The sequence below is a fragment of the Geodermatophilus sp. SYSU D00663 genome (assembly GCF_054050655.1).
Genome location: NZ_JBJGZT010000013.1, coordinates 26,034 through 41,290 on the forward strand (window position 1 = coordinate 26,034; position 15,257 = coordinate 41,290).

Consider the following 15,257-nt stretch of genomic DNA (forward strand, 5'->3'; position numbering starts at 1 on the left):
ACCGGACTGACGGGGCCCCGGCACGTCCGGGGCCCGCCGGACCGACGTACGACAACTGGGAGTTGCTGGATGCGCACGCGTACCTACGCCCGCAGCATCGCCGTCACCTCCGCCGCGCTCGTCGCTCTCACCGCCTGCGGTGGCGGCGACGACGGTGGCAGCGGCTCGGGCGGCGACGCCTCGGGCGGCGGCGAGAAGCAGGTCAACATCTACGGCACCGACGGCAACATGGGCAACGCCCTCGGTGAGGACTTCACCGAGGAAGGCGCGCTGGCCGGCATGCGGGGCACGACGCCCCTCACCGAGCTGGGCCCGGAGTTCACCGACCGGCTGCTCGAGGTGGACCCCAACCTGCAGGACTACAACTACGCGGGTGAGACCTACGACGCGGTGATCGTCACGGCGCTCGCCGCGCAGGCGGCCGGCACCAACGACGCCAACACCTTCAAGGCGTACGTCAACGGCATGACCACCGGCGGCGACAAGTGCACCGACTTCGCCGCCTGCCTGGAGATCATCAACAACGGCGGCAACGTCGACTACGACGGCATCTCCGGCCCGCTGGCCTTCACCGACGCCGGTGAGCCCGCGGCGGCCAGCTTCGGCCTGCTGCAGTTCGGCGACGACAACGCCCTCGACAGCGACGCCACCGAGTACGTCATCGCCGGTGACGAGGCCAACGCCACCACCGACGAGGGCCCGGCCTACGCGCCGGCCGGCACGACCGGCGGCCCGCTGGTCATCGGCACCCTGCTGCCGCTGACCGGCAACCTGGCCTTCCTCGGCCCGCCGGAGGTCGCCGGCGCCAAGCTGGCGGTCAACGACATCAACGCCGCCGGCGGCGTCCTGGGCCAGCCGGTCCAGCTCGTCGAGGGTGACTCCGGTGACGCCTCCACCGACACTGCCACCCAGACCGTGGACCGGCTGCTGCAGTCCGGCGTGAACGCGATCATCGGTGCGGCGTCCTCCGGCGTGAGCCTGACGGTCATCGACGCCATCACCGGCGCCGGTGTCCTGCAGTTCTCGCCGGCGAACACGTCCGACCAGTTCACGAACTACAACGACAACGGGCTGTACTTCCGCACCGCCCCGCCGGACACGCTGCAGGCCCGCGCCCTCGCGGACCTGATCATCGCCGACGGCAACAACACCGTGGGGATCCTCGCGCTCAACGACCCCTACGGCACGGGCCTGGCCGAGAACACCAAGAACAACCTGGTCAGCGCGGGCCTGTCCGAGGACGACATCGTCAGCGTGACGTACGACCCGCAGGCGGCGAACTTCGACGCCGAGGTCCAGCAGATGACCGAGTTCAACCCCGACGCGATCGTCGTCATCGGGTTCGAGGAGTCCTCGCGGATCCTGCAGGGCCTCAACGACCAGGGCGTCGGCCCGCAGCGGTGACCCCGCGGCGGTGAGGTAGTCCCCGTCCCGGCAGCGGCCCGGTACCCCTCGCGGGGTGCCGGGCCGCTGTCGTGTGCTCAGCGCTGCAGGGACTGGCCCTCGGGCGCCCAGTCGGCCGGGCGCCCGCGGTGGTTGGAGAACTCCACGGCCCAGCGCCACCAGCTGCGGTCGGGCGCGTGCTCCCAGCGCAGCAGGACGCCGACCTCCCCACCGGGCAGCAGCACCGGCAGGCCCAGGTGGCTCTCGTCGGGCCACACCTCGCTGCGCCGCAGGCCGCCGTCGGTCAGCTCGAGCAGGGTGACGGGGGAGTAGTCGCCGTCGCGGTCGGCGTCGCCGCGGGCCACGACGGTGTCGTCGTCGGCGGTGACCCGCACCGCCAGGCGGGCGGGCGCGGCGTGCACGAGCACGCGGGAGAAGCCGCCGGCGGTCAGCGCCCGGCAGAAGTCCAGGCCGTTCATGCCGCCGTCGCGGCCGCGCAGGTCCCAGGTCCAGTTCACGGACCCGGTCCTACCCGTCCGCACCCCGGACGACGAGAGGCCGGCGCCCCCTCGGGGACGCCGGCCTCGTCAGGGGGCCTCGGGCGGTCACTGCGCCTTGGCGAGGGTCCCCAGGTAGAGCTCGATGACCTTCGGGTCGGTCATCAGCGACCGGCCGGTGTCGGTGTAGGCGTTGCGGCCCTGGTCGAGCACGTAGCCGCGGTCGCAGATCTGCAGGCAGCGCCGGGCGTTCTGCTCGACCATGATGATCGAGACCCCCGTGGCGTTGATCCGCCGGCAGCGGATGAACACCTCGTCCTGGTAGGCGGGGGACAGGCCCGCCGAGGGCTCGTCGAGCAGCAGCACCGACGGGTCCATCATCAGCGCCCGTCCCATGGCCACCATCTGCCGCTCGCCGCCGGAGAGCGCGCCCGCCTTCCCCTTGCGCCGCTCCCCGAGCAGCGGGAAGAGGTCGATGACGTAGTCGAAGCGCTCCTTGAACGTCTTCGGCCGCAGGTAGACGCCCATCTGCATGTTCTCCTCGATGGTGAGCGAGGGGAACACGTTGTTGTTCTGCGGCACGTAGCCGACGCCCATGGACACCAGCCGGTGCGCCGGCGCGGAGGTGATGTCCTCCCCGCGCAGCTTCACCGACCCCGAGCGCACCGGGATGAGCCCGAACAGCGTCTTGAGCAGCGTCGACTTGCCCGCGCCGTTGGGGCCGATGATCCCGACGAGCTCGCCGTCCTGCAGGTAGAAGTCGGCGCCGCGCAGGATGTTGACCCCCGGCACGTAGCCGGCGACGAGGTCGTCGGCGCGCACCAGGGCGCCCTCGGCGAGGCGCAGGTGCTCCTCGCGGGTGGCGGCCTTCTCCGCCGGCGACAGCTCCGCGGTGCCCGCGGCGGCCTCGTCGGCGCGGGTGACGTCCTCGCCGGACTCGTCGACCCGGAACAGCGGCTCGCTCATCGGTCGGTCTCCCTGCGGGTGTCGGAGCCCAGGACCTCGCCGCCGCCGTGCTCCTCGGCGGCGATCTGCGCCTCGGCCTGGGCGAGGACCTGGTCCTCCTCCTCGACGGTGAGCGGGGCGTCGTGGTGCGCGCCGAGGTAGGCGTCGACCACGGCCTGGTTCTGGCTGATGGACTCGGGCGGCCCCTCGGCGATCACCCGGCCGGCGGCCATGACGACCACCCAGTCGCTGATGTCGCGGACGACGTCCATGTCGTGCTCGACGAAGATCACCGTCATGCCCTCCTCGCGGAGGTCCTTGACGTGGCCGAGCAGGCTCTGCGTCAGCGCCGGGTTCACGCCGGCCATGGGCTCGTCGAGCATGACGACCTTCGGGTCGCTCATCAGCGCGCGCGCCATCTCCAGCAGCTTGCGCTGACCGCCGGAGAGGGTGCCGGCGAACTCGTCCTTCTTGGCGTCGAGCTTGAACCGCCGGAGCAGGTCCATGGCCTTGTCGGTGTTGGCCCTCTCCTGCGACCGCCAGGTGCCGGGCACCAGCGCCCGCAGGAAGCTCTCGCCGCGCTGGCCCTGGGCACCGAGCAGCATGTTCTGCAGCACGGTGAGCCGGGACAGCGCCTTGGTGAGCTGGAAGGTCCGGACGACGCCGAGCCGGGCGACCTGGTGCGGCGCGAGCTTGCCCAGCGGCCGGCCGTCGAAGCTCCACGTGCCGGTGTTGGGCTGGTCGAAGCCGGTGAGCAGGTTGAACAGCGTCGTCTTGCCGGCGCCGTTCGGCCCGATCAGCCCGGTGATGCCGCCGCGCTGCACCTCGAGGTGGTCGACGGCGACCGCGGTCAGGCCGCCGAAGGTCCGGGTGACCCCGTCGACGACGATCGCCGGGTCGGGCTTGGCGACGCCGACCTCCCACGGGACGTCGCGCAGTGCCGCCTGGGCCAGTCGCTGCGGGGCACGGCCGGAGCCGCCCTTGTCCAGCGACGCCGCGGAGGCGCCGGCGGGCGTGTTGTCAGCGGGCATCGAGCATCACCTCTCGTCGGTCGCCGAAGATGCCCTGCGGCCGGAAGACCAACAGCAGCATGAGCCCGATCCCGACCAGGACGAAGCGGATCTGCGCCACGTCCGTGGACGACAGGAGCCCCTCGGGGATGATCCCGTTGTCGATGAGCAGCCGCAGCCCGGTGTCGGCGAACTGCAGGATGAACAGCAGGATGACGGCGCCGACCACCGGCCCGAGGACCCGCGCGGCACCGCCGAGGATCAGGGCGGCGTAGGCCAGGAACGTGTTGGCGTTCTGGTACTGGTCGGGGACCGCCGACCCGGTGCCCACGGCGTAGACCATGCCGCCGAGGGCGCCGATGATCCCGCCCAGCACCAGCGCCTGCATCTTGTAGACGTAGACGTTCTTGCCCAGCGCGCGGACGGCGTCCTCGTCCTCGCGGATGGACTTGAGGACGCGGCCCCACGGGCTGCGCATGAGGGCCCACACCAGCAGGCACGACAGGGCCACCAGCACCCACCCGACGAGGGTGACCCACAGCTCGCCGCCGGACCAGCTGGTGCCGAGGATGCGGTAGCGCTCGTTGGTCGCCCACGGGGCGAGGGCGATGAAGTCGCCGTTGAAGGCGGACAGGCCGCGGGTGCCGTTGGTGACCGGGGTGGCCGACACCGAGCGGAACAGCAGCCGCAGCCCCTCCGCCGTCGCGATGGTCGCGATGGCCAGGTAGTCCGCGCGCAGCCGCAGGGTCGGCAGGCCGAGCAGCAGGGCCAGGACGACGGCGGCGGCGAGGCCGACGACCACGCCCACCCAGAAGGGCAGCCCCCACTGGCTCACCGAGATGGCGATGCCGAAGCCGCCCAGCAGGGCGAAGGCGATCTGCCCGAAGTTGAGCAGGCCGGCGTAGCCGAACTGGACGTTGATGCCGATGGCGAGCAGCGCGAAGAAGATCGCCTGGAACCCGAGGCCGGCCTTGAGGGCGACGGCCAGGGCGTCGATGAGGTCGCCCACGGGTTCAGCCGATCCGGACCCGGCTGCCCAGGATGCCCTGGGGCCGGATGACGAGGATGACGATCAAGAGCAGGAGCCCCCCGACGTACTTGACGTCATTCGGGATGACGAGGGTCGACATCTGGACGAACACACCGACGATCAGGCTGCCCACCAGGGCGCCGTAGGCGGTACCGAGACCACCGAGGGTGACGCCGGCGAACATCAGCAGCAGCAGCCGGAAGCCCATGTCCCACTGCACCTGGTCGGACAGGCCGAGCAGGACGCCGCCGAGGGCGGCCAGCGCGCCGCCCATCATCCAGACCACGAGGATGACGCGGTTGACGTCGATGCCCGACGAGGCGGCGAGGTCCCGGTTGTCGGCGACCGCGCGCATCGCCTTTCCGATCTTGGTCCGCTGCAGCATCACGGCCACCAGCACGAGGACGACGATCGAGACGACGATCGAGATCAACGCCCGGTTGGTCAGCGTGAACAGGCCGTAGTCGACGGCGCGGCCGGTGGCCACCTGGTACGGGCTGGACCGGCCCCCGTAGATGATCTGGATGAGGTAGCGCAGCAGCAGCGACAGGCCGATGGACACCACCAGGGCGGCGACCAGGCCGGTGCCGCGACGGCGCAGCGGCCGCCACAGCGCCAGCTCGTTGAGGGCGCCGACGGCCGCGCCGACGACCATCGCGATGAGCGTCGCCGCGATGAGCGGGACGCCTCCCGACACGTTGACGTACCAGGCGGCGACGGCGCCGATGGTGACCAGCTCGCCGTGCGCGAAGTTGGTCAGTCCGGTGGTGCCGAAGATCAGCGAGAGGCCGACGGCGCACATGGCGATCAGGAGGCCGAAGCGGATGCCGTCGACCAGCAGCTGCACGGCGCGGACGGTGCTCCCGCCCTCGCCGCGGCTGCCGTCCTCGAGGCCGATGATCACCGGCTCCCGCCGGCCCGTGTCGACGGTGACCGCCCGGTTGTCCGCGCCGGCGAGCTCGACGCCCTCGGGCAGGTCGTCGCCGTCGATGGTGACGACGTAGTCGCCGGGGCCGGGCAGGTCGACCGACCAGCGGCCGTTCTCGTCGGTCTCGACCGTGTCGACCTCGTCCCCGGCGGCGGTGGTGACCGTCACCTGGACGTCCTCGATCGGGCCGGACCGGCTGGTCTGCAGCGTGCCCAGCACCTGCTCGCCCTGGGCGCCGGCGACGCCGGGGACCAGCACGGCGAGCCCGGTGGCGGCGACGAGCACCAGCAGGAGCCGGAGCAGCACCCTCCGGGCGGTCCCCGGGCCCGGGCGGATCGCGCTCCGGTGTGGCCGAGGTGGCCCGGCAGTGGCTGACGGGTGCCTCACACAACCTCCCTGTTCGTGGCACTGCTCTGGGGGCGTGGCGTCGATCGGCACGGTGGGTGTCGCGCGACACAACGCGGGCAGTGGAGGCGTGACGGTAACCCAGGCGTGTTGCGTCCCCGTTCCCTCGTCGCTGCACTGTGACCGAAGCGCGACGCGCCGACGCACCCGTCCTGGTGATCACTCCCGTCCCAGGACCGGCGCGTCTGCGTGGCCGCGGGTCGCGGGAGGTGCACGCTCGGCGGCGCCGTCCAGGGAGGGCTCACGTGTCTGCTACCGGCCAGCGGTCCCGCGTCGTCACGCGAACGGCGCGCCCCGACGACCTGCCCGCCGTCCTCGCCCTGGTGCACCAGCACCGCGCCGAGGCGCACGCGGAGGGCGTCCTCACCGGGCAGACACCGGGGGCGGCCGCGGCGGCCGGCTTCCGCCGGCTGCTGGCCGACCCCGCGCACCGGGTGGTGCTCGCCGTGCTGCCCGGCGCCAACGCCGCGACCGCGGCCACCGCGGGCGAGGTCGCCGTCGGGCTGGCCGTGCTGGGGCTGGACCCGCTGTCGGCGGTGCTCGGCGTCCCGCAGGTCACCGTGGACAACCTCGTCGTGCACCGGGACCACCGCCGGTGCGGGGCCGGGGCGGCGCTGCTGGCCGCGGCCGCCGACCACGCCGCGGAGGTCGGCGCCGAGCACGTCGTCGCCGCGGTCGGCGGGCACGAGGCCGAGCGGCAGCGGTTCTTCGCGCGGATGGGCTTCGCGCCGCTCACCACCCGCCGCATCGTGCCGCGGGAGACGCTGGCCCGGTCGCTGGCCGCCTGGCAGCGCGGCGGCCTCCCGCTGCCCCGGCCCCCGCGCCGCCGACCGGTGTCCCGGGCGCTGCCCGCCTGAGCCGCCGCGGGCTCGCGAGCGGTGGGAGCCGCGGGGTCCTCGCCTAGGCCGGGAGGATCGCGCAGGTCAGCCGCGCGGTGGCGGTGGTCCGCCCCCGGTCGTCGGTGACCTCGACGAGGAACGTCGACAGCGTGCGGCCGACGCGGGCCGGGGTGCACACGGCGGTGACCGTGCCCGACGTCGCCGCGCGCAGGTAGCTGGCGTTCAGCTCCACCCCGACGGCCTTCTTCCCCGGGCCGGCGTTGAGCATGGCCGCCCAGGAGCCGATCGTCTCGACCAGCGAGCACGTGGCCCCGCCGTGCAGCAGGCCGAAGGGCTGCTGGTTGCCCTCGACCGGCATCGTCGCCACCAGCCGGGCCGGGTCGTAGTCGACGATCGTGATGCCGAGCTTGTCGTCGAGCGGGCTGGCCGCGCCGGGCGCCAGCCAGTCCGGGGGAGCGGAGGTCACGCCGGGCACGGTAACCGCGGGCGGGCCGGCCCTCCGTGCGGGGCCTCGGAAGCGTGGGTGAGCGCACCTAGGATCGTGCGCGATGTCCGCTCCGGTGACCACCCCCGCGCCCACCGCCCCCTCGGCGACGGCTCAGCCCGCCGCCCAGCGGCCGCGGCTGCTCCTCCTCGACGGGCACTCGCTGGCCTACCGCGCCTTCTTCGCCCTGCCGGTGGAGAACTTCTCCACGACGACGGGCCAGCCGACCAACGCCGTCTACGGCTTCACGTCGATGCTCATCAACGTGCTGCGCGACGAGCAGCCCACCCACCTCGCGGTGGCCTTCGACGTCGGCCGGCAGACGTTCCGCAGCGAGATCTACGCGGAGTACAAGGCCAACCGCACCGAGAGCCCCACCGACTTCCGCGGGCAGGTCAGCCTCATCCAGGAGGTGCTCGCCGCGCTGCGGATCCCGGTGATCACCGCGCCGGGCTACGAGGCCGACGACGTCATCGCCACGCTCACCGTGCAGGCCGTGGAGCAGGGCATGGACGTGCTCATCTGCACCGGCGACCGCGACGCGCTGCAGCTGGTGAACGAGCACGTGACCGTGCTCTACCCGCGCAAGGGCGTCTCGGACCTCACCCGGTTCACGCCGGAGGAGGTCGAGGCGAAGTACGGCCTGACCCCGCAGCAGTACCCGGACTTCGCCGCGCTGCGCGGGGACCCGAGCGACAACCTGCCCAGCATCCCGAGCGTGGGGGAGAAGACCGCGGCCAAGTGGGTGCGCGAGTACGGCTCCCTCGACGAGCTGGTCGACCGCGTGGACACGGTCAAGGGCAAGGTCGGCGAGAAGCTGCGCGAGCACCTGTCCTCGGTGCTGCAGAACCGGCGGCTCACCGAGCTCGACCGGCAGGTCGCCCTCGACCTCGGCCCGCAGGACCTCGCCGTCCGCGCCTGGGACCGCAACGAGGTGCACACCCTCTTCGACAACCTGCAGTTCCGGGTGCTGCGCGAGCGGCTGTTCGCCACGCTGAGCAGCGCCGAGCCCGAGGTCGAGGGCGGCTTCGACGTCACCGCCGACGACGTGCCGGCCGGCGGGCTGTCCGCGTGGCTGGACGCGCACGCCCGCACCGGGCGGACCGGCGTCGTCTTCCGCGGCACCTGGGGCCGGGGGACCGGTGAGCTGACCGGGCTGGCGCTGGCCGCCGCCGACGACCACGCCGTGTTCGTCGACCTCGGTCCCGACCTCGACGTCGCCGACGAGCAGGCGCTGGCCGACTGGCTGGCCGACCCGGCCGCCGAGAAGGTGGCGCACGACGTCAAGGGCCCGCTGCTGGCGGTGTGGTCGCGCGGCTGGGACCTGCAGGGCCTGGCCAGCGACACCGCGCTGGCCGCCTACCTGGCGACGCCGGGGCAGCGCTCCTTCGACCTCGGCGACCTCTCGGTGCGCTACCTCAAGCGCGAGCTCAAGGACGCCGCCGAGCCCGAGGGCCAGATGACCCTCGACGGGATGGGGCCGAGCGAGGCCGACCTCGCCGCCGAGGCCGCGCACGCCGACGTCCTCAAGGCGGTCGCCGTCAACGACCTCTCCGACGCCCTCGAGCAGGTCCTCGCGCAGAAGGGCGGCGACCACCTGCTGCAGGGGATGGAGCTGCCGCTGACCCGGGTGCTCGCCCGGATGGAGCACCGCGGCATCGCCGTCGACACGGACCTGCTCGCCGAGCTGCAGCGCGAGTTCGCCGAGGGCGTGGCCGCCGCGGCCGCCGAGGCGTACGCCGTCATCGGCCGGGAGATCAACCTCGGGTCGCCCAAGCAGCTCCAGGCGGTGCTGTTCGACGAGCTGGGCCTGCCGAAGACCAAGAAGATCAAGAGCGGCTACACCACCGACGCCGACGCCCTCACCTGGCTGCTGGCGCAGACCGGGCACCCCTTCCTCGAGCACCTGCTGCGCCACCGCGACGTCACCCGGCTGCGCACGGTCATCGACGGGCTGATCCCGATGGTCGACGACGCCGGCCGCATCCACACGACGTTCCAGCAGACGATCGCCGCCACCGGCCGGCTGTCCTCGATCGACCCGAACCTGCAGAACATCCCGATCCGCAGCGCCGAGGGCCGCCGCATCCGGCAGGCGTTCGTCGTCGGCCCGGGCTTCGAGTCGCTGATGACGGCCGACTACAGCCAGATCGAGATGCGGATCATGGCCCACCTGTCCGGGGACGAGGGGCTGATCGAGGCCTTCACCTCGGGGGAGGACCTGCACTCCTTCGTCGCCTCGCGGGCCTACGACATCCCCATCGAGGACGTCGACCCGGAGATGCGGCGCCGGATCAAGGCGATGAGCTACGGCCTGGCCTACGGACTGAGCGCCTACGGGCTGGCACAGCAGCTGCGCATCTCCACCGAGGAGGCGCGCGAGCAGATGCACGCTTACTTCGAGCGCTTCGGCGGGATCCGCGAGTACCTCGACGGCGTCGTCGAGGAGGCCCGGCTGCGCGGCTACACCGAGACCACCCTCGGCCGGCGCCGCTACCTGCCCGACCTCACCAGCGACAACGGGCAGCGCCGGCAGATGGCCGAGCGGATGGCGCTCAACGCCCCGATCCAGGGCTCGGCGGCCGACGTCATCAAGGTCGCCATGCTCGGGGTCGAGCGGGCGATCGGGGCCGAGGGGCTCCGCTCGCGGATGCTGCTGCAGGTGCACGACGAGCTCGTGCTCGAGGTGGCGCCGGGGGAGCGGGAGGCGCTGGAGGAGCTGGTCCGCCGCGAGATGTCCGGGGCCGCGCAGCTGTCGGTGCCGCTGGAGGTCTCGGTCGGCGTGGGCCGCAGCTGGGACGCCGCCGCCCACTGAGCCTCGACCTCGAGCAGAGGGTCAGGTGTCGACACGGGCGGCCCCGGTGCAGGGGCCCGCGCCGAGCCTGCGAGGCGTGGGGGGCACCGGGGTCCTTCAGCAGGGCCGGTGGGCGACCAGGACGAGCGTGCCGGGGACGAGCGCGCCGCGGGCCGGCGACCACTGGCCCCACTCCTGCGTGCGGCCAGGCGTCCACTCCGGCTCGACCAGGTCGTCGAGGACCAGGCCCGCCCCGACGACGGCGCGCACCCAGTCGCCGACCGTGCGGTGGTGCTCGACGTACACCGTCCGGCCCTCGCCGTCGGTCTCCACGTAGGGCCGGCGGTCGAAGTAGGACGACACGACCCGCAGGTCCTCGGGGTCGGGGGAGTCCGGCAGCGGCCAGCGGAACGGGTGGTTGACCGACGCGGCGAACCGCCCGCCCGGGCGCAGCACCCGCGCCACCTCGGCCAGCGCCCCCTCGACGTCGGCCACGAACGGCAGCCCTCCGAACGCCGAGCAGACGACGTCGAACGACGCGCCGGCCAGCGGGAGCGCGCCCACGTCGGCCTGCAGCAGCGGCACGACGACGCCGGTGGTCCGGCCCAGCTCCGCCGCGCGGGCGAGCATCCCGGCCGACAGGTCCAGCGCGACGACGTCGGCCCCGGCCCGGCGCAACCACCGCGCGCACGGCGCCGACCCGCAGCCGACCTCGAGCACCCGGCGGCCGGCGACGTCGCCGAGCAGGTGCGCGTCGGCCTCGCGCAGGCCCTCCGGGCACCACAGGAAGTCGACGTCGCCGAGGTCGTCGCCGTGCTCGGCGAGGTAGGCCGGCGCGGCGGCGTCCCACCAGCCGCGGTTGGCGCGGACCGACTCGGCGGACCCGGCCGGCCGCCGCTCGACACCCCCGGCGGCGGGGTAGCCGTCGGGCCCGAGGGGGAGCGTGGGCGGCGGCACCATGACACGCCCAGCGTGACACGCCGGGCCGGATCGGCAGAGGTCGCCCACCCGGTGGACCCCGGTGTGCGCGCGTCCGTACCATGGGGATGCGCCAGAGGTCTGTCAGTGCTGTTACCCGCAAGGGATCGGCGCGCGCCGGCTCTCCCCGCTCCCGCGGTCACCCGGCCGCGGTCCCCCTGTCCCTACGCATCCCCCGTCCGGAGCACTCGACCACATGACCTCCACCCAGGTCCGTCCCGACAGCACCCCCCAGATCGCGGTGAACGACATCGGCACCGCCGAGGACTTCCTCGCCGCGATCGACCAGACGATCAAGTACTTCAACGACGGCGACATCGTCGAAGGCGTCATCGTCAAGGTCGACCGGGACGAGGTGCTGCTGGACATCGGCTACAAGACCGAGGGCGTCATCCCCTCGCGCGAGCTGTCCATCAAGCACGACGTCGACCCCAACGAGGTCGTCAAGGTCGGCGACGAGGTGGAAGCTCTCGTCCTCCAGAAGGAGGACAAGGAAGGCCGCCTGATCCTGTCCAAGAAGCGCGCCCAGTACGAGCGCGCCTGGGGCACGATCGAGGCCAAGAAGGAAGCCGACGAGGTCGTCACCGGCACCGTCATCGAGGTCGTCAAGGGCGGTCTCATCCTCGACATCGGCCTGCGCGGCTTCCTCCCCGCGTCGCTGGTCGAGATGCGCCGCGTCCGCGACCTGCAGCCCTACGTGGGCCGCGAGCTCGAGGCCAAGATCATCGAGCTCGACAAGAACCGCAACAACGTCGTCCTGTCCCGCCGGCAGTGGCTGGAGCAGACGCAGTCCGAGGTCCGCAGCGAGTTCCTCAACAAGCTCGCCCGCGGCCAGGTGCGCACCGGCGTCGTCTCCTCGATCGTCAACTTCGGCGCCTTCGTCGACCTCGGCGGCGTGGACGGCCTCGTGCACGTCTCCGAGCTGTCCTGGAAGCACATCGACCACCCCTCCGAGGTCGTCGAGGTGGGCCAGGAGGTCACCGTCGAGGTCCTCGACGTCGACCTCGACCGCGAGCGGGTCTCCCTGTCGCTGAAGGCGACGCAGGAGGACCCGTGGCGCCAGTTCGCCCGCACCCACCAGATCGGCCAGGTCGTGCCCGGCAAGGTCACCAAGCTGGTGCCCTTCGGTGCGTTCGTCCGGGTCGACGAGGGCATCGAGGGTCTGGTCCACATCTCCGAGCTGGCCGAGCGCCACGTGGAGATCCCGGAGCAGGTCGTGCAGGTCGGCGATGAGATCCTCGTCAAGGTCATCGACATCGACCTCGACCGGCGCCGCATCTCGCTGTCGCTCAAGCAGGCCAACGAGGGCGTCATCGGCGACGAGGAGCAGTTCGACCCGGCCGCCTACGGCATGGCCGCCTCGTACGACGAGCAGGGCAACTACATCTACCCCGAGGGCTTCGACCCGGAGACCGGCGAGTGGCTCGAGGGCTACGAGGAGGCCCGGGAGACCTGGGAGCGGCAGTACGCCGAGGCCCAGGCGCGCTTCGAGGCGCACCGGAAGCAGATCGCCGAGGCCCGCGCGGCCGACGCGGAGGCCGCTGCGGGGGGCAACTACTCCTCCGGCGGTGACGCCCCCGCGGACACCACCACCGGTGGCGGCACCCTGGCCAGCGACGAGGCGCTCGCCGCGCTGCGGGCCAAGCTCGCCGGCGGGGAGTGACCCGCTGACCGTGCGCTGACGGTCTGACGAACGACGGAGGCCCAGGACCCGCGAGGTCCTGGGCCTCCGTCGTGCGCGCACCGGGCTGGCGCAGAGGGGGGTGCCCGCCCGCCGTCCCCGTCCGGGCGGGCACCCGGTCTCGTCGGGCGCCGCTCCAGAGCGAGCGCCGGACCGGCCTCCTCGCAGGGGCCCGCTGCGAGCGTGCGAGCAGTGGGGGCCGAGGAGGTCCTTGGTCAGAGGCTGAGGATGATCGCGAAGGCGGAGCGCGGGCGGCCGCCGGCCGCGGCCAGCGACTGCCAGGTGTGGCGGCCGGCCGGGGCGGCGTCGAGCAGCCAGCGGAGGAACGCCCCGCGGCGCGGGGGCTCCGCCTGCTGCACCGCCATGCGCGTGCGCACGGCGGGGATGTCGGCCACCCGGATCCCGCCCGCACGCTCCGCCCGGTGCCGGCCCGGGGTGCGGGGACCGGCGGGGACCGTCGCGACGGCGGTACGGGGCTGCGACATCGGGCTGCCTGCCTTCCTCGGCTGCGTCCCCCTCCGTGGGGAACCGACGGGGCGGACGTTATGGGGAGTGACGGGTGTGACTGGTGCGACGCGCCGGGCGCAGGGGGCGGGTGTTACCCGTCCGTGACCGCCGTCCGCGCGCTCGTTACCGTCCGTCCGTGCTGCGCATCGGGTTGACCGGCGGGATCGGGTCGGGGAAGAGCACGGTGGCCGCGCTGCTGGCGGCCCGCGGGGCGCTGGTCGTGGACGCCGACCGCATCGCCCGGGAGGTCGTGGAGCCCGGCACGGCGGGGCTGGCCGCCGTCGTCGAGGCCTTCGGGCCGGACGTGCTCACCCCCGACGGGGCGCTGGACCGCCCGGCGCTGGCCGCCGTCGTCTTCGCCGACCCGCAGGCGCGGGCACGGCTGGACGGCATCGTGCACCCCCTGGTGCGCGCGCGGGCCCAGGAGGTCGTCCAGTCCGCCCCGGAGGACGCCGTCGTGGTCCAGGACGTCCCGCTGCTGGTGGAGACCGGCCAGGCCGGCGCGTACGACCTCGTGCTGGTCGTCGAGGCCGACCTGGACACCCGCGTCGCCCGGCTGGTGCTGCGCGGGCTCACCGAGGACGACGCGCGCGCCCGCATCGCCGCCCAGGCCACCGACGAGCAGCGCCGGGCGGTGGCCGACGTCGTCCTCGACAACAGCGGCGCCCCCGAGGCACTCGCCGCCCAGGTGGAGCGGTTCTGGGAGGAGCGGGTGGCGCCGGCGGTGGGGGAACGGCGGTGAGCGCCCGCCCGGCCGGGCGCGCCGGGGGTGAGGGCCCGGAGACGACGGGAGCCCCGGACCGCTGGGGTCCGGGGCTCCGCGTGCTGGTGGGCGATACTGGGTTCGAACCAGTGACCTCTACCGTGTCAAGGTAGCGCTCTACCACTGAGCCAATCGCCCGAGTCCGGTCTGCCGACCGGCCCGCTCCACCGCGCTCGGCGAGGAGGCGAGGTGGAGACGGGATTTGAACCCGTGTAGACGGCTTTGCAGGCCGTTGCCTCGCCTCTCGGCCACTCCACCGCACACACGGGCGCCGGTCTCGCGACCAGCGCCCGAGGTCCCGAGCGGACGACGGGATTCGAACCCGCGACCCTCACCTTGGCAAGGTGATGCTCTACCAACTGAGCCACGTCCGCGTTGCTGTGTTCTGTTGTGTCGCTGTCGTGCAGGGAGAACCATACCCGACCCGCGGCGCGGGTTTCACGGGGGGTCCCCCCGGGGCTCACCGCGCCCCGGGATCGGCCCCGCCACCGGACAGCAGCGCGGCCAGCGCGTCGTCGACGTCGAGCGCCGCCGTCTCCTGCCCGGAGGGCACGAGCTCCTCGGTCCGCTGCAGGAACGCGGCCACCGTGGCGCGGGACAGCTCGAACAGCGCCTCCCCGGACGGGGCCCGCAGGTGCAGGTACAGCACGTCACCGGTGGTGCGGGCCGGCCAGATGCGCACGTCGCCGTCGCCGGCCGGCCGCTCGAGCCCCGCGGCGAGCAGTTCGCGGCCGACCAGCCAGGTGATGCCGTCGGCGGCGACCTCCCCGCCCTCGCCAAAGCCGATCCGCACCGCGAAGGGGTCGTGCACCGCGTAGGAGAGGGCGGCCGGCACCTCGGTCCACGAGGTGGGTCCGACCAGGTACAGCGTCGTCGGGACGGAGTACCCGGAGGGGGAGCGGTGTGCCATGTCGCCTCGATCCATGTCACGTGTAACGACGAGCGGAGCCGGATGTTGCGCCGACCTGCTGCCGGGCGTGTCGCCGCGGCCGGGCCGGCCGCGGGCGGTCATC

At 73.2% G+C, this 15,257-nt stretch carries 14 protein-coding genes and 3 tRNA genes; 5 read left to right on the forward strand and 12 right to left on the reverse strand.

The features are described 5' to 3' along the window. The first annotated feature begins 69 nt into the window (after positions 1–69). Positions 70–1,404 carry an ABC transporter substrate-binding protein gene (locus tag ACI79Z_RS11870; RefSeq protein WP_387986673.1) on the forward strand — a complete coding sequence of 445 codons (1,335 nt, stop codon included), beginning with the start codon at positions 70–72 and terminating at the stop codon, positions 1,402–1,404. A 77-nt stretch (positions 1,405–1,481) separates the two neighbouring features. On the opposite strand, the gene ACI79Z_RS11875 is transcribed toward ACI79Z_RS11870, so the two are convergent. The 5 genes from ACI79Z_RS11875 to ACI79Z_RS11895 form a co-directional block, all read right to left on the reverse strand. Then, complete coding sequence (locus ACI79Z_RS11875; protein ID WP_387986676.1) at positions 1,482–1,901, reverse strand: DUF7712 family protein; 420 nt, start codon at positions 1,899–1,901, stop codon at positions 1,482–1,484. Positions 1,902–1,988: 87 nt separating this feature from the next. Beyond that, positions 1,989–2,846: an ABC transporter ATP-binding protein gene (locus ACI79Z_RS11880; RefSeq protein WP_387986679.1), complete on the reverse strand. Its 858-nt coding sequence runs from the start codon at positions 2,844–2,846 to the stop codon at positions 1,989–1,991. Further along, positions 2,843–3,856, reverse strand: a complete 1,014-nt coding sequence (locus ACI79Z_RS11885; RefSeq protein ID WP_387986681.1) for an ABC transporter ATP-binding protein — start codon at positions 3,854–3,856, stop codon at positions 2,843–2,845. The genes ACI79Z_RS11880 and ACI79Z_RS11885 overlap by 4 nt, the downstream gene beginning before the upstream one ends. Further along, positions 3,846–4,844: a branched-chain amino acid ABC transporter permease gene (locus tag ACI79Z_RS11890; RefSeq protein WP_387986684.1), complete on the reverse strand. Its 999-nt coding sequence runs from the start codon at positions 4,842–4,844 to the stop codon at positions 3,846–3,848. The genes ACI79Z_RS11885 and ACI79Z_RS11890 overlap by 11 nt, the downstream gene beginning before the upstream one ends. A 4-nt stretch (positions 4,845–4,848) precedes the next feature. Beyond that, entirely contained in the window at positions 4,849–6,099 is a 1,251-nt protein-coding gene (locus tag ACI79Z_RS11895; protein ID WP_387986685.1) for a branched-chain amino acid ABC transporter permease, read from the reverse strand. A gap of 344 nt (positions 6,100–6,443) precedes the next feature. Here ACI79Z_RS11895 and ACI79Z_RS11900 point away from each other — a divergent pair, with 344 nt between their 5' ends. After that, on the forward strand, positions 6,444–7,055 hold the full coding sequence (locus ACI79Z_RS11900; protein ID WP_456902750.1) for a GNAT family N-acetyltransferase: 612 nt from the start codon (positions 6,444–6,446) through the stop codon (positions 7,053–7,055). 43 nt (positions 7,056–7,098) lie between these two features. Here the strand turns inward: ACI79Z_RS11900 and ACI79Z_RS11905 are convergent, their stop codons facing one another. Beyond that, positions 7,099–7,503, reverse strand: coding sequence for a PaaI family thioesterase (locus ACI79Z_RS11905; protein WP_387986690.1), 405 nt, complete (start codon positions 7,501–7,503; stop codon positions 7,099–7,101). An 82-nt stretch (positions 7,504–7,585) separates the two neighbouring features. Between ACI79Z_RS11905 and polA the strand changes: the two genes are divergently transcribed. Next, the gene (gene polA, locus ACI79Z_RS11910) at positions 7,586–10,336 is read left to right on the forward strand and encodes a DNA polymerase I (protein ID WP_387986693.1); all 2,751 of its coding nucleotides are present in this window, start codon (positions 7,586–7,588) and stop codon (positions 10,334–10,336) included. Positions 10,337–10,432: 96 nt separating this feature from the next. Here the strand turns inward: polA and ACI79Z_RS11915 are convergent, their stop codons facing one another. Continuing rightward, complete coding sequence (locus ACI79Z_RS11915; protein WP_456902751.1) at positions 10,433–11,275, reverse strand: class I SAM-dependent methyltransferase; 843 nt, start codon at positions 11,273–11,275, stop codon at positions 10,433–10,435. A 214-nt stretch (positions 11,276–11,489) separates the two neighbouring features. Here ACI79Z_RS11915 and rpsA point away from each other — a divergent pair, with 214 nt between their 5' ends. After that, positions 11,490–12,956, forward strand: a complete 1,467-nt coding sequence (gene rpsA / locus ACI79Z_RS11920) for a 30S ribosomal protein S1 (RefSeq protein WP_456902752.1) — start codon at positions 11,490–11,492, stop codon at positions 12,954–12,956. Between the two features lie 233 nt (positions 12,957–13,189). Here rpsA and ACI79Z_RS11925 read toward each other — a convergent pair whose 3' ends face one another. Further along, positions 13,190–13,459, reverse strand: coding sequence for a hypothetical protein (locus ACI79Z_RS11925; protein WP_456902753.1), 270 nt, complete (start codon positions 13,457–13,459; stop codon positions 13,190–13,192). Between the two features lie 158 nt (positions 13,460–13,617). Here ACI79Z_RS11925 and coaE point away from each other — a divergent pair, with 158 nt between their 5' ends. Further along, positions 13,618–14,223, forward strand: coding sequence for a dephospho-CoA kinase (coaE, locus tag ACI79Z_RS11930; protein ID WP_456902754.1), 606 nt, complete (start codon positions 13,618–13,620; stop codon positions 14,221–14,223). Between the two features lie 84 nt (positions 14,224–14,307). On the opposite strand, the gene ACI79Z_RS11935 is transcribed toward coaE, so the two are convergent. From ACI79Z_RS11935 to ACI79Z_RS11950, 4 genes are all read right to left on the reverse strand, one after another. Next, positions 14,308–14,382: transfer RNA gene (locus ACI79Z_RS11935), tRNA-Val, on the reverse strand. A 49-nt stretch (positions 14,383–14,431) separates the two neighbouring features. Beyond that, positions 14,432–14,502: transfer RNA gene (locus ACI79Z_RS11940), tRNA-Cys, on the reverse strand. Between the two features lie 43 nt (positions 14,503–14,545). Next, positions 14,546–14,618 (reverse strand) — tRNA-Gly (locus tag ACI79Z_RS11945). Positions 14,619–14,704: 86 nt separating this feature from the next. Then, positions 14,705–15,154, reverse strand: a complete 450-nt coding sequence (locus ACI79Z_RS11950) for an SsgA family sporulation/cell division regulator (RefSeq protein ID WP_456902755.1) — start codon at positions 15,152–15,154, stop codon at positions 14,705–14,707. Positions 15,155–15,257: the final 103 nt, after the last annotated feature.

Excerpts from the sequence above, each read along its gene's own strand:
- polA (WP_387986693.1), top strand. The coding sequence starts at position 7,586 with ATGTCCGCTCCGGTGACCACCCCCGCGCCCACCGCCCCCTCGGCGACG.
- ACI79Z_RS11870 (WP_387986673.1), top strand. The coding sequence starts at position 70 with ATGCGCACGCGTACCTACGCCCGCAGCATCGCCGTCACCTCCGCCGCG.
- rpsA (WP_456902752.1), top strand. The coding sequence starts at position 11,490 with ATGACCTCCACCCAGGTCCGTCCCGACAGCACCCCCCAGATCGCGGTG.
- ACI79Z_RS11925 (WP_456902753.1), bottom strand. The coding sequence starts at position 13,459 with ATGTCGCAGCCCCGTACCGCCGTCGCGACGGTCCCCGCCGGTCCCCGC.
- ACI79Z_RS11880 (WP_387986679.1), bottom strand. The coding sequence starts at position 2,846 with ATGAGCGAGCCGCTGTTCCGGGTCGACGAGTCCGGCGAGGACGTCACC.
- ACI79Z_RS11915 (WP_456902751.1), bottom strand. The coding sequence starts at position 11,275 with ATGGTGCCGCCGCCCACGCTCCCCCTCGGGCCCGACGGCTACCCCGCC.
- ACI79Z_RS11885 (WP_387986681.1), bottom strand. The coding sequence starts at position 3,856 with ATGCCCGCTGACAACACGCCCGCCGGCGCCTCCGCGGCGTCGCTGGAC.
- ACI79Z_RS11950 (WP_456902755.1), bottom strand. The coding sequence starts at position 15,154 with ATGGCACACCGCTCCCCCTCCGGGTACTCCGTCCCGACGACGCTGTAC.